Annotated in this window: 14 protein-coding genes; 9 read left to right on the forward strand and 5 right to left on the reverse strand. The window is 70.4% G+C overall.

All coding sequences use genetic code 11. From position 1 onward, the window contains the following. Positions 1-5 precede the first annotated feature (5 nt). Complete coding sequence (locus ACT53O_RS12865) at positions 6-1,406, reverse strand: MFS transporter (RefSeq protein ID WP_112931990.1); 1,401 nt, start codon at positions 1,404-1,406, stop codon at positions 6-8. A 91-nt stretch (positions 1,407-1,497) separates the two neighbouring features. On the opposite strand from ACT53O_RS12865, the gene ACT53O_RS12870 reads away from it, so the two are divergent. The 5 genes from ACT53O_RS12870 (at position 1,498) to menC (ending at position 4,992) form a co-directional block, all read left to right on the forward strand. Next, positions 1,498-2,247: a GNAT family N-acetyltransferase gene (locus ACT53O_RS12870; RefSeq protein ID WP_476152830.1), complete on the forward strand. Its 750-nt coding sequence runs from the start codon at positions 1,498-1,500 to the stop codon at positions 2,245-2,247. Beyond that, a complete protein-coding gene (locus ACT53O_RS12875) occupies positions 2,244-2,639 on the forward strand; it encodes a hypothetical protein (RefSeq protein ID WP_476152832.1) in 396 nt (131 codons plus the stop codon). Before ACT53O_RS12870 ends, ACT53O_RS12875 begins: the two co-directional genes overlap by 4 nt. A gap of 55 nt (positions 2,640-2,694) precedes the next feature. Beyond that, complete coding sequence (locus tag ACT53O_RS12880; RefSeq protein WP_476152834.1) at positions 2,695-3,147, forward strand: MarR family winged helix-turn-helix transcriptional regulator; 453 nt, start codon at positions 2,695-2,697, stop codon at positions 3,145-3,147. Positions 3,148-3,194: 47 nt separating this feature from the next. Then, entirely contained in the window at positions 3,195-3,617 is a 423-nt protein-coding gene (locus ACT53O_RS12885) for an organic hydroperoxide resistance protein (RefSeq protein WP_036321258.1), read from the forward strand. 235 nt (positions 3,618-3,852) lie between these two features. Next, entirely contained in the window at positions 3,853-4,992 is a 1,140-nt protein-coding gene (menC, locus tag ACT53O_RS12890; protein ID WP_476152836.1) for an o-succinylbenzoate synthase, read from the forward strand. A 58-nt stretch (positions 4,993-5,050) separates the two neighbouring features. Here menC and ACT53O_RS12895 read toward each other — a convergent pair whose 3' ends face one another. Continuing rightward, positions 5,051-6,406: an SPFH domain-containing protein gene (locus tag ACT53O_RS12895; RefSeq protein WP_135949011.1), complete on the reverse strand. Its 1,356-nt coding sequence runs from the start codon at positions 6,404-6,406 to the stop codon at positions 5,051-5,053. Positions 6,407-6,569: 163 nt separating this feature from the next. Here ACT53O_RS12895 and ACT53O_RS12900 point away from each other — a divergent pair, with 163 nt between their 5' ends. The 3 genes from ACT53O_RS12900 to ACT53O_RS12910 all read left to right on the forward strand — a co-directional run bounded on the left by ACT53O_RS12900 (position 6,570) and on the right by ACT53O_RS12910 (position 9,323). Next, complete coding sequence (locus tag ACT53O_RS12900; RefSeq protein ID WP_476152838.1) at positions 6,570-6,941, forward strand: DUF4870 domain-containing protein; 372 nt, start codon at positions 6,570-6,572, stop codon at positions 6,939-6,941. A 43-nt stretch (positions 6,942-6,984) separates the two neighbouring features. Beyond that, positions 6,985-7,764 (forward strand): bestrophin-like domain, encoded by a 780-nt coding sequence (locus tag ACT53O_RS12905; protein WP_476152840.1) that lies wholly within the window; start codon positions 6,985-6,987, stop codon positions 7,762-7,764. Between the two features lie 134 nt (positions 7,765-7,898). Next, positions 7,899-9,323 carry a sugar porter family MFS transporter gene (locus tag ACT53O_RS12910; protein ID WP_476153170.1) on the forward strand — a complete coding sequence of 475 codons (1,425 nt, stop codon included), beginning with the start codon at positions 7,899-7,901 and terminating at the stop codon, positions 9,321-9,323. Between the two features lie 6 nt (positions 9,324-9,329). On the opposite strand, the gene ACT53O_RS12915 is transcribed toward ACT53O_RS12910, so the two are convergent. Next, positions 9,330-10,217 (reverse strand): NAD(+)/NADH kinase, encoded by an 888-nt coding sequence (locus tag ACT53O_RS12915; protein WP_294944914.1) that lies wholly within the window; start codon positions 10,215-10,217, stop codon positions 9,330-9,332. A 1-nt stretch (position 10,218) separates the two neighbouring features. Then, a complete protein-coding gene (locus ACT53O_RS12920) occupies positions 10,219-11,247 on the reverse strand; it encodes an SPFH domain-containing protein (protein ID WP_476152842.1) in 1,029 nt (342 codons plus the stop codon). 88 nt (positions 11,248-11,335) lie between these two features. Between ACT53O_RS12920 and ACT53O_RS12925 the strand changes: the two genes are divergently transcribed. After that, on the forward strand, positions 11,336-12,019 hold the full coding sequence (locus tag ACT53O_RS12925; RefSeq protein ID WP_476152844.1) for an NUDIX hydrolase: 684 nt from the start codon (positions 11,336-11,338) through the stop codon (positions 12,017-12,019). A 148-nt stretch (positions 12,020-12,167) separates the two neighbouring features. On the opposite strand, the gene ACT53O_RS12930 is transcribed toward ACT53O_RS12925, so the two are convergent. Then, complete coding sequence (locus ACT53O_RS12930) at positions 12,168-13,736, reverse strand: nucleotidyl transferase family protein (RefSeq protein WP_476152846.1); 1,569 nt, start codon at positions 13,734-13,736, stop codon at positions 12,168-12,170. Between the last annotated feature and the right edge of the window lie 108 nt (positions 13,737-13,844).

Raw genomic sequence — 13,844 nt, forward strand, 5'->3', positions numbered from 1 at the left:
CGAGGTTAGTGGTCCGGCGGCAGCGCGGGGTGGTGCTCGTCGGCGGGGCGCAGCGGGATGAAGGCGGCGACCGTGAGGGCGACCACCGCAGCGAGCAGCCCCAGCCAGAACGACACCTGGAAGGCGGATGCCGTGGGGAGGGCGCGGCCGTCCTGCACGCTCGACATGCTCGCGAGCACGGCGCCGACCACCGCCGCGGCCGAACTCGTTCCGAGCGAGCGGAAGAGGGCGTTCAGGCCGTTGGAGGCGCCGGTCTCGCTCTGCGGGACCGAGCGCATGATCAGCATGGGCATGGCCGCGTAGCCGAACCCGATCCCGACACCGATGAGGAGGTTCGCGATGAGGATGTGCCAGACGGCGGAGGCGAACAGGAGGCTGAAGCCGTAGGCGGCGATCAGGGCGATCGCACCGAGGATCAGCAGGCGCCGCGGGCCGACGGTGCTCGCAAGGCGCCCCGAGAATGGCGAGAGCACCATCATCACCAGTCCGGAGGGCATGATCACCAGGCTGGCCGCCAGCAGCGTGAGCCCGAACCCGGTCGGCGCCGGAAGCTCCAGCAGCTGCGGGTAGGAGACGTTGGACGAGAAGAGGGAGAAGCCCATCGCGACCGACGCGATGTTGGTGAGCAGCACGGGGCGTCGCGCGGCGACCCGGAGATCCAGCAGAGGCTCGGCGATGCGCAGCTCGTACCAGCCCCACACCAGCAGCACCGCCAGCCCGCCGAGACCGCAGCCGAGCGTCGCCGCCGACCCCCATCCCCAGGCGTCACCGCGCGAGATCGCCAGCAGGATGCCGAGAAGCCCCAACGCCAGCCCGAGCGCGCCCGCATAGTCGAAGCGGCCCGCGGTACGAAGAACGCTGACCGGAACGACGAGAAGGACGAGCACGAACACCACGGCGCCGAGGGCCGCGGCCGTCCAGAACAGCGCGTGCCAGTCCGCGTTCTCGGTGACGAGCGCGCTGATCGGCAGTCCCAGCGCGCCGCCCACGCCGAGCGTCGCACTGATGAGGGCGATGGCGGGATCGACGCGGTCTTCGTGGAGCACGTCCCGCAGGATGGAGATGCCGAGGGGGATGACGCCGGTCACCGCGCCCTGCAGCGCACGTCCGACGATCAGCCCGATCAGTCCGGTCGACACCGCCGCGATCACCGAGCCGATCACGAGCGTCGCCAGCAGCACCAGGACGATGCGCCGCTTGCCGTACATGTCGCCCAGCCGCCCCGCGATGGGAGTGATGACGGCGGCCGCGAGCAGCGTCGCGGTGACCACCCACGCCGTGTCGTCGCGGTTCGCGTGCAGCAGATCCGGCAGGCGCGTCTGAATCGGGACGACGAGCGTGAACATGAACGACGAAGCGAGCCCCGCCAGCGCCAGCACGGCGACGATGGCGCCTTGCGGCGGCATCCGGGTCAATCGTCGGCGGGCATCGTCGTCAGCAGGCATCGTTTCAGGCTATCGCCCGGGTGACGCGGCGGCTCCGGCGTAGGGTGACCGCATGGTGGATCTCGACAGCCGGACCCCCGACGGGATCCGCATCCGACCGCTGCGCACGATCGAGCAGGTCACGGCGGCATCCGCCGTGCTCAGCGAGGTGTGGGGCGGTGACCGCACGGGCATGCCCGCCAACCTCCTGCGGGCACTCGCGCACGTCGGCAACTACGCCGTCGGGCTGTATGCCGAGGACCCCACGCGCGGCGCCGAGCCGGAGCGCATGATCGGCGCCTCCGTCGGCTTCTTCTCCGCGCCCGACGACCGCTCGCTGCACTCGCACATCACCGGCATCGTCGACGACAGGCGCGGCCAGGGTCTCGGGCGGCTGCTGAAACACCACCAGCGCGAGTGGGCGCTGGCGCGCGGCGTCCACCGGATTACGTGGACCTTCGACCCCCTCGTCGCCCGCAACGCGTCGTTCAACCTCCGCGTACTCGGCGCGCGGGTGGAGGAGTACTACGTGGATCACTACGGCGCGATGGATGACGGGGTCAACCGCGGAGACGAGACGGACCGCATCTTCGCCGTCTGGGACCTCGACGCACCGTCCGCGCCGCCGCGCGAGCAGGACATCGTCACCACCGTCGAGGTGCCGACCGACATTGAACGGCTGCGACGCGAGGCGCCCGGTGAGGCGCTGGACTGGCGGTACCGCGTGCGTGAAGCCATCCTCGGGCTGACCCAGGACGGCTTCGCGGTGGGCGGGTTCGACGAGCGCGGCTATCTCTTCGTGCGCTCCGGGGCCACGTCGTGAGCGGGAGCGGGGCCGTTCCCGACGACTGGACGCCGCACCGGCGCGACGACGGAGAGCGGCTGGGGTGGATCCGCCCCGACGGAGCCGCGTGGACGGCGATCGACGTGCTGGGGCGGGTGGTCGCGGCATCCGTCGAGTGGCTGGATGCCGAGGACGCGCTCGAACGGCGCGGCCTCGCCTTCCTCGCCGAGCCCTGGATGCTCGAGCGCGGCGCGGAGCAGCCGGTTCGCGTCCGGCTCGTCGAGGTGACGCCGGCGCGGATCGTCGTGAAGGTCGAGGACTACGGCGACATGAGCAGGCCGCACGAGCCGATCGTGCTGCCGTGGCCGTTGCCCCCGCAGCTGCGACCGCCCCGGCCGGGCGACCCGGACGGGTTCACCCTGTCGCGCTGACGCCGCCCTTGCGGGAAACATTGTGCACAATTCAATTGTGTGCAATGCTTCTCTTATGCCCGCTCCCGCCACGCTCGACGAGTTCGTCTGCTTCGCGATGTACACCGCCTCGCATGCCACGACGCAGGCCTACCGCGAGGTGCTCAAGCCGTGGAAGCTGACGTATCCGCAGTACCTGGCGATGGTCGTCCTGGCGACGGGCGAGCGCACCGTGAGCGGTCTCGGCGAGGAACTGGGCCTCGACTCCGGCACCCTGTCGCCGCTGCTGCGCCGGCTGGAGGAGCGCGGTCTCGTGGGCCGTCGCCGTGACGCCGACGACGAGCGGGTCGTTCGCGTCGAGCTCACGGCCGCCGGCCGGGACACGCACGCCGAGGTCGTCGCGGCCGCGGGGTGCCTCGTGCCGGCCTTCGTCGACAGCGGTCGCGGGCTCGGTGAGCTGCTCGAACAGCTCGCCGCCATCACGGCCAACATGCGCGCGGTCGCCTCCGATCTGCGCACCGCTGCCTGACCGATGGTCGCCGGCGCGACTCTCTGACCTCCACGAAAGGAACACCCATGGAAACCCTCTACACCGCTGAAGCCCTCGCGACCGGTGGCGGCCGCAACGGACACGTCCGCACGACCGACGGCATCCTCGACTTCGACGTGCGCGTCCCCAAGGAGATGGGCGGCGCCGGTGAGGCGCCGAACCCCGAGCTGCTGTTCGCCGCCGGGTACGCCGCCTGCTTCCACAGCGCGCTGCAGAGCGTGGCCCGCGCGCAGAAGGTGAGCATCGAGGGCTCGAGCGTCGGCTCGCGCGTCGGCATCGGCCCGAACGGCCAGGGCGGCTTCCAGCTCGCCGTCGAGCTCGAGGTCAACATCCCCGAGATCGACCTCGCCGTCGCGCAGCAGCTCGCCGACGCCGCCCACCAGGTGTGCCCGTATTCGAACGCCACCCGCGGCAACATCGAGGTCAGCGTCACCGTCGTCGACGACTGATTTCGCGAACACGCGTCATAGCGCACGGCATTCGTCATCTCTTGAGTGAAGACCTCGAGAGGACGGATGCCGTGCGCACTTTCATCACCGCCATCACCGAAGCCCTGCTGCCGCGGGCGCCGCGCCGCAGCACTTACGTCGCCCCGCGCTTCGCGGCGCTGCGGGCGCACCGCTGAGGGGACCCACGGCGCACATCGGCCCGGTGCGCGCGCGGCGCGCGGCGTAACCTGAGCGCATGCCGATCGCCCGCCCCGCCGCACCCGTGCGCCTCGACGCGATCGAGCTTCGCGTGCTCCATCTGCCGCTCGTCTCGCCGTTCGCGACCTCCTTCGGCACCGAGACCGTGCGGGAGGTCATCGTGGTGCGCGTTCGCACCGCCGACGGCGACGGGTGGGGAGAGATCGTCACCCAGCAGTCCCCCCTCTACTCCAGCGAATACACGCAGGGCGCGTGGGACGTCGCCCAGCGCTTCCTCGCGCCCGCGCTTCTGGATGCCGCGGCGCACGCTCTCGCGCCCGAAGAGGTGGCGGGCGTGCTCGAGCCGTTCGTCGGGCACCGCATGGTCAAGGCGGGGCTCGAACTCGCCGTCCTCGATGCGGCCCTGCGTGCCGAGTCGCGCGCGTTGGGGGAGTACCTCGGCGCGGTGGTCGATCGGATACCCAGCGGTGTCTCGGTCGGGATCCAACGCGATCCGTCGGCCCTCGTCGACGCCGTCGGCGGCTACCTCGACGAGGGTTACGTGCGCATCAAGATCAAGATCAAGCCCGGTCGCGACATCGCCGACACCGCGGCGGTGCGCGACGCGTTCGGGGCGATTGCGTTGCAGGTGGATGCGAACTCGGCCTACACGCTCGCGGACGCCGACACCCTCGCCGAGCTCGACCGCTTCGACCTCCTGCTGATCGAGCAGCCGTTGCAGGAGGACGACATCGTCGACCATGCACACCTCGCCGCGCGGCTTCGCACGCCCATCTGCCTCGACGAGTCGATCGTGTCGGCCAAGGCGGCGCGCGATGCGCTCGCTCTGCGGGCCGCCGCGATCATCAACATCAAGGCGGGCCGCGTCGGCGGCTACCTCGAAGCGGTCCGCATCCACGATCTGTGCCGCGAGGCGGGCATCCCCGTGTGGTGCGGCGGCATGCTCGAGACCGGCATCGGCCGCGCGGCCAACGCGGCGCTGGCCGCGCTGCCGGGCTTTACGCTGACCGGCGACGTCTCGGCATCCGACCGCTTCTACTCACGCGACATCGTGCGCGACCCGATCGTGTTGGACGGCGGGCACGTCCGCGTGCCGACGGGACCGGGCATCGGCGTTGAGATCGATCCCGTCGCGCTCGAGGACGCGACCGTCGCTCGGGTCGAGCTACGCCGCTGACCGGGCGGGAGGCTTGCCCGGTCGTTGAGCGACGAGCGCAGCGAGGAGTTGAAACGCGTCAGCTCTCGGTGGTCACCGGCGGCTCAGCGGCGACCGACTGCTCGTCGCGGAGCCCCTGGGCCATCCCGCGGCCGGTCGCCTGCCCCTGGATGACCTGACGCAGGTCGATGCCGGTGGCCGCCTGGATGGCGTCGAAGCTCGCCCGCATGCTCGAGGCCGATTCGGCGGCCATGTGGCTGGACGCCCCCTCGCCGCCGAGCACCGTGATCGATCCGACCTTGTCGAAGCCGCGCGCGAACTCGGTCATCATCGGCACGAGCGCCTCGAGCGCGCGCTGCGCGAGCAGAGCCTCCTGGTTCTTGGAGAGGGCTTCGGCCTCGGCCTCGATGGCCGCCGCCCGCGCCTCGCCCACGAGCCGCACCGCGTCGGCCTCGGCCTGGGCGCGAAGCCGGGTGGCCTCCGCCTCCTGCGCTGCGATCTGCGCGCGCGCCTCGGCGGCCTTGACCTCGCCGTACGCGGCGGCATCCGCCGCGCGCTGGCGCTCGTAGAGGGAGGCGTCGGCGACCTTCTTGATGTCGGCATCCAGCTGGGCCTGCTTGTTCTCGGCTCCCTGCAGCAGCACGGCCTGCTCACGCTCGGCACGCGCGAGCGCTTCGGCCTGCTCGGCCTCGGCGCGGGCGCGACCGACTTCGGCCGCCGCGGCGGCGGAGTTCTTGTCGAACGCGGTCTGCTCGACGAGGTTCGCCTCGTCGGTCGCGATCTGTCGGGCGCGAACCTCGCGGGCGGCGTTGATACGGGCGACCTCGGCCTCTCGGCGCACACGCTCGACCTCGGTCGCGCCGAGGGCGTCGATGTAGCCGTTCTTGTCGGTGACGCCCTGGATCTGGAACGAGTCGAGGATGAGTCCCTGGGCGAGCAGGTCGCTCTTGATGCCCTCGGCGATCTGGTCCGACAGCTTCTGCCGATCCTTCATCAGCTGCTCGACCGTCAGGGTCGCGACGACGCCGCGCAGGGCGCCTTCGAGCTGCTCGGTCGTGAACTGCTCGATCGCGCCGTCCTGGGAGAGGAAGCGCTCCGCTGCGCGGCGCACGAACTCGGGGTCGGAGCCGATCTTGACCAGTGCGACGCCCGAGACGTTGACCGTCACACCGTTGGAGGCCTGTGCCGTCGGCTCCATCTTGATCTGGCGGGCGCGCAGCGAGATCATCTCGGCGCGCTGCGTGAGCGGGTTGACGAGGGCGCCCCCGCCGGTGATCACCGAGATGCGCGACGACTCGCCGCTGGCGTTCTTCTGGCTCTTGCCGACCACCACGAGCGCCTGGTCGGCCTTGGCGACCTTGTACCACGCGCGCACCATGATCAGCAGGAAAATCAGGAGGACGATCACGGCGACGACGGCGATGCCGACGATCACCAGCGCGCCCCCAGCGGCAAGAATCTCCACGTTACGAACCCACTTCCTGTGTATTGCCGATGTCCTTCGACCGTATCGAACGATGCCGCCGGATGCCGACGATTCGGCGGATCTCGGGATAACCCCCTCGGTGTGCACGACACGCGCCCCCTACGCTGGTGGCATGACCACTCCGCCGTACCCGCAGCCCGCCGTCCCCTCCGGCCCGCAGCCCATGAGCCCCTCGGATGAGAAGCTGTGGGCGACCCTGGTCCACATCGGCGGCATCTTCTACTTCCTGCCGTCGCTGATCGGCTACCTCGTGCTGAAGGACCGCGGCCCGTTCGTGCGGGCCCACACGGCCGCCGCGCTGAACTTCCAGCTCACGATGCTGATCGCGTCCCTCGTCGGCACGGTGCTCTCCATCATCGGCATCGGGCTGCTCATCCTGCTCGCCGTGTACGTGGTGAACATCGTCTTCTCGATCATCGCCGCCGTGAAGGCGAACAAGGGGGAGTGGTACACCTACCCCCTTTCGATCTCGTTCGTCAGCTGACTCGCTCCCGCCGACTGCCCGCCGAACCGTGATCGTCACGCTGATGGACGCGCCCCTGTGGCTGGGGATGACGGTCTTCTGCGTCGGCTTCGTCGGCTTGTCGTGCCTCGTCCTGCTGGCACTGCGGCGCTGGGTCGCGCGCATGGCGCATGATCAGTCCGAGTGGGACCGGGTGCTCAGCTACGCCGTCGGTGCGTACGGGGTCTTCTACGGCGTCACGCTCGCCCTCATCGCCGCCGCCTCGTACTCCACGTACGCCGACGTGGACCAGGTCGCGCTCAGTGAGTCCTCCTCCATCGCCGTGCTCTACCGCTCGGCGGAGGACTTTCCCGAGCCGCAACGAGCCGAGCTCCGCGATGCGCTCGTCACCTACACGAGGAACGTCATCGAGGTCGACTGGCCGCAGCAGGCTCAGCTCATCGAGCCGGTGAGCGGCGACGCCGATGTCACGGCGATCCAGCGGGCGATCACCGGGTTCGTCCCCGCCGACGCTCGGGAGATCAACGTACAGGCGCAGACACTGCAGTCCTTCGAGACCTTCGTCGGCCAGCGACGCGAGCGGATCGAGGTGACGGATCTCGGGCTGCCGAGCATCCTGTGGACGGTGCTCTGGGTGGGGGCGCTGCTGAATGCGATCCTGCTGTCACTCATCCAGGTGCGAAACCTCCGCATCCACCTCATCATGGCGGGGCTCATCGCCGTGTTCGTCGCCCTGCTGCTGTACGCCATCGCCGGCTTCGATCGCCCCTACTCCGGGCCCATCTCCGTCACCCCGACGTACTACCAGTCGCTACTGGACGGCCTGTTCCAGCGCGTTCCGTAGCGCCACCCGCCGCCGCGGCGACGACTCCTTACCACGCGCAGCGCATATTCGGCGAGGGCGGCGCTCGCAGCCCGTCGCGGGTCTATCGTTTTCGAGTGACCTCGACCGACTCGCTCCCCGCCGGCACGTTCTCGATGAAGAGCCCGTATGGGCGAAGGGCCGCGGCACTGTCGGTCGCCGCCGCGGTGGGCGGGTTCCTGTTCGGCTTCGACTCCTCGGTCATCAACGGCGCGGTCTCCTCGATTGAGTCCACGTACACGAAGGACGCCCTGCTCACCGGGTTCGTCGTCGCCGTCGCCCTGCTCGGCTGCGCGCTCGGGGCGATCATCGCCGGAGCCCTCTCCGATCGCTGGGGCCGGCTGCGCGTCATGCTCCTCGGCTCCGCCATGTTCCTCGCGAGCTCGATCGGCTCGGCGCTGACCTTCAGCGTTCCCGACCTCATCGTCTGGCGCGTCCTGGGCGGCATCGGCATCGGCATCGCGTCGGTCGTCGCTCCCGCCTACATCGCCGAGGTCGCACCGCGTCAGGTGCGCGGCAGTCTCGCCTCTCTGCAGCAGCTCGCGATCACGATCGGCATCTTCACCGCATTGCTCAGCAACGCGGTGCTCGCCGGTGCCGCCGGCAGCGCCGACAACGTGCTGTGGTGGGGCCTCGAAGCGTGGCGGTGGATGTTCCTCATCGGCGTCGCGCCGGCCGCCGTCTACGGCATCCTGGCGCTGACGATGCCGGAGTCTCCGCGATTCCTGCTCGCCAAGGGACGCAGCGACGAGGCGCGCGCGATCTTCGAGCGACTCGTTCCCGCCGCCGACCTCGACAAGACGATGAACGAGCTGATCAGCGGCATCGAAGACGACCGCAAGAACCGGAGCGCCTCTCTGCGTGGAAAGGCGCTGGGTCTGCAGCCCGTCGTCTGGATCGGCATCCTGCTGTCGGCCTTCCAGCAGCTCGTCGGCATCAACGTCATCTTCTACTATTCGACGACGCTGTGGCGTGCGGTCGGATTCGATGAGAGCAACTCGCTGCTGATCAGCGTCTTCACGTCCGTGACGAACGTGCTGGTGACGCTCGTCGCGATCTTCCTCGTCGACCGGGTCGGACGCAAGCCGATTCTGATGACCGGCTCGCTGCTGATGACCCTGTCGCTGGCCACGATGTCCCTGGCCTTCGCGTTCGCACAGACGGTGGACGGCGAGGTGACCCTCCCGGGGGCGTGGGGTCCGATCGCCCTGGTGGCGGCCAACCTGTTCGTCGTCGGATTCGGAGCGTCGTGGGGTCCCATCGTCTGGGTGCTGCTCGGCGAGATCTTCCCCAGCCGCATCCGCGGCAAGGCCCTCGGTGTCGCGGCGAGTGCCCAGTGGATCGCGAACTTCCTCGTGTCCTGGACCTTCCCCCAGCTTGCGGCCTTCTCGCTTCCGTTCACGTACGGCATGTACGCCGTGTTCGCGGCGCTGTCGTTCGTCTTCGTGCTGTGGAAGATCCCCGAGACGAAGGGCATGGCGCTCGAGCAGAGCGAGACGCTGTTCGTCCCCAAGCCCAAGCGGTCCGCGCGGGCCCGCTGAGGCGGTTCACGCCGCGACGGTGCGCAGCGTCCTGTCGGCGACGCCGACGCTCACGCGCTGACCCCACGACAGCGACAGGCGGTCGTCCTCCATCCCATCGCCGAACGCGACGAGCACGTCCGACTCGACGCGGAGGGTCACCTCCCCGCCGTCGAGTCGACCCGCGAACAGGTCTGCGCCCGTGCTCGGCGACGGCCACGGCTCCCGGACGAACCAGGCGAGTGCGCTCTCGGTGGCGGTGGGCAGCGGCATCCCTGGTGCCTGCAAACGTGCGATCGAGGAGCACCATCCCGTCGCTCCCGTGCCGGTGCCGACGATCACGCCCGACGAGGACTGTCGCTCCCGGCGACCGCCGACCTCGAGCGTGTAGCGCGCCGACTGGTGGCCGCTCTGGCCGATCATCACCTCGTTCAGCGCCGTGAGCGACTGACCGTCGTCGGTGCGCACCTGCACCATCGTGCGTTCGCAGATCGGTGCGGTTCCCGCCTGCGCGGCGGCGGCGAGGGCGACTCCCGCCGCGGGGGTGTGCGGAACGAGCACCCCGGCATTGACGCCGGGCAACGGGTCGATGCCGATGACGGGTTGGATGCCGAGATACTTCGCGGCGTTGGCGACGAGCCCGTCCTGTCCGACGACGAGCACGACGTCGTCGGGTTCGAAGACGAAGCGGGCGAGGTCGCTGCGTTCGACCGTGGCTCGCCGCCAATCGACCGGGAGCCCCGCGGACACGTCGGCCAGGGCGGCGCGGGTGCGCTCGTGCCGCTCTTCGACGGCGGCGAGGCTCTGGCCTCGCTGATCGAGGAAAAAGGCGACCTGGCCGCGCGTGCCGTGCCGGGCGAGCAGTTCGGTGAGCTCGCTCGCCCGATGCACGATGACGGCTCGAGGAGCGGTCATCTCAGCGTCCCGTCGGTGTCGCGGTCTGCGCGGCGGCCCGGCCGCCGAGGCGTCCCACGAGGTCGGTGAGCAGGTCGGGCGTGACGGTCAGGTGGTCGATGCTGGGCAGGTTGCCCGCCAGCTCGCGCATCGCCAGGGCGGTCAGTACCTCGACGGGCACGTCGCGCAGTGCCGCCATTCGGGCCTGCTCGGCCGCGCCGGCCGCCTCGCCGAGCGCACGGTCGGCGTCGGCCCGGGCCTGGGCGTTCGTGCGGATGCGCTCGGCCTCCGCCTCCACGGCGATCGCGGCAGCGGCGGCCGCCTGCTCCGCCTCGATGCGGGAGTTGCGTCCCCGCGCTTGGACGAGCTCCTCCTGTCGGCGCGCGAGCTCGACCTGGTTGGACAGCTCGTTCTCACCGATCGCGGCCTCGCGCTCGACCGCGAGGGCGCGGCGGGCGAAGGTGGCCTTGTCGGCATCCTGCTGGATCGTCTCGCGGGCGGGGGTCTGCAGGGCCCGCTCGACGTCGGGCTCGGCGCGCAGCAGCGAGAACCGCACCCCGACGATAGCGATGCCCAGGTCGGTCAGGCGCGTGTCGGCGGCGAGCATGGCGGTCGCCGCGGCGCCGAGCTCGGCGAGGTCGGCGCGCAGGGCGTTGTCGAGGGTGCGCGGCTGCAGCAGGTGCACGACGGCGGCGGTCGTCGCGCCGTGCAGGGGTGCGGCGATCGCGTCGAGCGGCTGCTCGGTCCACGTGCCGGTCACCAGATCGATGGAGAAGTCGATGCGGCGCGCGGCGAGGTCGGGATCGACGATGCGATACGTCGCCGTGACCGGAGCCGACAGCTGCTGCAGGTCGGCGGTGCGCAGGCTTACGACGACCGACAGCTCGCGGTCGTCGAGCGGCACCTCGCTGATCGCGGCATCCAGGGGGCGGAACCAGAACGCCTGTCCTGCGCCGGCGTGGCGGATGCCGCCGCGACGGAAGTGGGTGACGTGCATCGTGGGCGTCGTGCTCAGGTGGCGGACGAACGGGCGGCGGGTGATGGTGGCCATGATGTCCTCTTTCTCTCGTTAGTGTCACTTTGACGATAACCCCGCAAGTAGTTATCGTCAAGATGACGATTTGAGGTAGCCTGGGCGCGTGGACCCCTTCTCCTTCGCGGTCGCGGCCGACCTCGTGGTGCTGACCATCCGCGACCGTGCGCTCCATGTCCTCCTCGTCGAGCGCGGCATCGCGCCGGTGGCGGGGATGTGGGCGTTGCCGGGGGGCTTCGTCCTCGCCGATGAGGATGCCGAGAGCGCCGCGTACCGCGAGCTCGCCGAGGAGACGGGGGTGACCGCGGGCGTGCACCTCGAGCAGGTGCGCACCTACAGCGCGCCGGATCGCGATCCGCGCGGACGCGTGGTCACCGTCGCCTGGTTGGCCCTCGCCCCCGATCTGGGCGAACCTGCGGCGGGATCGGATGCCCGCTCTGCTCGCTGGTGGCCGGTCGCGGACGTCGAGGGCGGTGCGCTGCCGCTGGCGTTCGACCACGTCGCGATCTTCGCCGACGCCCTCGAGAGGGCGCGCGCGAAGCTCGAGTACTCGGCGCTCGCGATGGCTTTCTGTCCGCCCGAGTTCACGATCGCGCAGCTGCGCGCGGTCTACGAAGCGGTCTGGGGAGTGCCCGTCGACCCGCGCAACTTCCACCGCAAGATCACCGGCGCCGCCGGGTTCGTCGAGCCGGCCGGCGGCATGGCCCGCGACGGTGGTCGTCCCGCGCAGCTGTTCCGTCGCGGCCCCGTCGGCCAGCTGCAGCCGCCGTTCACCCGCCCCGAGCGCTGAGCGGCCGGGACGCCGCACGGGCGGTCAACGGATTCGGAGGGTGTGAACGGATGCGGATGCCGCCGCGCGCGGCATCCGATTCTGTTGACCTGATCCGAATCCGCGACGCGGAAGACGACGCGGCCGACGCCGCCCGCCGGCGTCGGCCTCAGCCGTCGAGCGGGCGGCGGGCGACGAGCAGCATGTGCGTGTCGGGCCAGTCCAGCGGCTCGTCGTCGAGCCCGAGGAGGGATGCCGCGGGCGCGAACCGATTCTCCACGAGCCAGTCGTTGCGCCACGGCCCCGAGCGCTCGTCGATCTCGAGCCCGACCGATGCGACCAGCTCTCGCCAGTCGCTCCACGACAGGGCGCAGAACTGCTCGTGCATCTCCGACAGCCAGTTGCGCGTGTATGAGACGGTCTCGAGGAACTCCATGGCATCCGCCAGACGCAGCTCGATCGTCCGCTCGTCGCGCACCTCGTACTCCCACGCGGCGCCGCTGAGCGCGCGGAAGTCCTGCGCGAACTGGGCGACCCGGCTGCCCACCGGCAGCGCGTCGAGGGATGCCGCGACCTCGTCGTTGGATCCCGTCAGCTCGCGCGCGGGCGTCGTGACGTCGCCGCCCCGCATCCGCAGCCGCACGATGCGATCGGGATCGGCCGGCCCGCAGACATCGGAGTTGATCCACACGCCACCGGGCACGGTATGGTCGGCGATCGCCGACGCGAAGGCCCGCAGCGACGGCATCCCCTCGCCGTAGGAGGAGATCTCGTGCGTCAGCGCGAAGCTGAGCGTCGTGGCGATGCTGCGATCCCGGAACAGGCGCCCGGCCAGGATGTTGCGCCGGTAGAAGAACGTGTTCGGGTTCGCGAACGCGCCCTCTGACTTCTTGTGCTCGCAGGCCGCGAACAGCTCCGGTGCGATCTCCACTCCGATGAGATCGGACTCGGCCAGGGCCGGCTCCTGCGATGCCAGCTCGAGCATCGCCCCCGTCGCGCAGCCCAGGTCGACGATGCGGCCGGGCACGATCCAGGGGCGCGCCTGGGCCCACTTGCGCTCCGCGGCATCCTCGAACGCGCGGCTGTAGGTGCGGTAGTCGCGGGTCGGGGTGAGCCCGCCCTCGTCGCCGATGACGGGGTCGGCCGCGATCTCGCGCGCCTGCGCCGCCAGGCCGTAACGGTCGACGATATCGAGGCTCGCCGGGTGGGCGTCGGCGCGCCAGTCGTCCGAGCCGGCCATGAGCTCGTCGAGCAGCTGCCAGGGCGTGCGCGGCGTGTCGGGATGCTCCCGTTCCATCGGGGCGATGCGGTAGCCCCGAGCGCGGTACATGTCGGCGACCTGCGGCGTCGAGGTGGCGATGATCGCCGTCTCGGGCGCGGGGATCACCCCCTGTGCGGTCGCGTACCCGATCTCCTTGAGCGTGATCTCGGCGAAGCGGGGCGTGGGGGCGACGTCGACCACCGGCACGACGATCGACGGCATGCGCTCGACGTGCGCGAGGATCTCGATCGCCGCCTCGCGCCGATGTCCCGGAAACGGGTTGCGCCGTGTCGCGGAGTGATTCGCGCTCGTGACCGCCCAGACGACGACGGCGCTGTCGGCGACCGCGATCGGCTCGCCGTTCTCGTCGCGCCCGCGACCGGCGAGCAGTTCGCCGAGGTAGGCCGCCTGGAACCTCGTCAGCAGGTGGTGACGCCCGGGGACGATGATGTGCTGGATCTCGCGGTCTGCGCTCACCCGTTCCACGTTAGTCACGGGCCGTCCGGGAAGCCGCAGCGGCGGAAGACTAGAATCGACGGATGCCGGAACTGTCGGCATCCACACCCTTTTCGCATTCGCGACACG

Source organism: Microbacterium sp. DMC48, from assembly GCF_056313825.1.

What these genes read in the sequence shown, in the direction of transcription:
- ACT53O_RS12865 (WP_112931990.1), bottom strand. Translation starts at nt 1,406, where the DNA reads ATGCCGCCGCAAGGCGCCATCGTCGCCGTGCTGGCGCTGGCGGGGCTC.
- ACT53O_RS12870 (WP_476152830.1), top strand. Translation starts at nt 1,498, where the DNA reads ATGGTGGATCTCGACAGCCGGACCCCCGACGGGATCCGCATCCGACCG.
- ACT53O_RS12880 (WP_476152834.1), top strand. Translation starts at nt 2,695, where the DNA reads ATGCCCGCTCCCGCCACGCTCGACGAGTTCGTCTGCTTCGCGATGTAC.
- ACT53O_RS12885 (WP_036321258.1), top strand. Translation starts at nt 3,195, where the DNA reads ATGGAAACCCTCTACACCGCTGAAGCCCTCGCGACCGGTGGCGGCCGC.
- menC (WP_476152836.1), top strand. Translation starts at nt 3,853, where the DNA reads ATGCCGATCGCCCGCCCCGCCGCACCCGTGCGCCTCGACGCGATCGAG.
- ACT53O_RS12900 (WP_476152838.1), top strand. Translation starts at nt 6,570, where the DNA reads ATGACCACTCCGCCGTACCCGCAGCCCGCCGTCCCCTCCGGCCCGCAG.
- ACT53O_RS12905 (WP_476152840.1), top strand. Translation starts at nt 6,985, where the DNA reads ATGGACGCGCCCCTGTGGCTGGGGATGACGGTCTTCTGCGTCGGCTTC.
- ACT53O_RS12910 (WP_476153170.1), top strand. Translation starts at nt 7,899, where the DNA reads ATGAAGAGCCCGTATGGGCGAAGGGCCGCGGCACTGTCGGTCGCCGCC.
- ACT53O_RS12915 (WP_294944914.1), bottom strand. Translation starts at nt 10,217, where the DNA reads ATGACCGCTCCTCGAGCCGTCATCGTGCATCGGGCGAGCGAGCTCACC.
- ACT53O_RS12920 (WP_476152842.1), bottom strand. Translation starts at nt 11,247, where the DNA reads ATGGCCACCATCACCCGCCGCCCGTTCGTCCGCCACCTGAGCACGACG.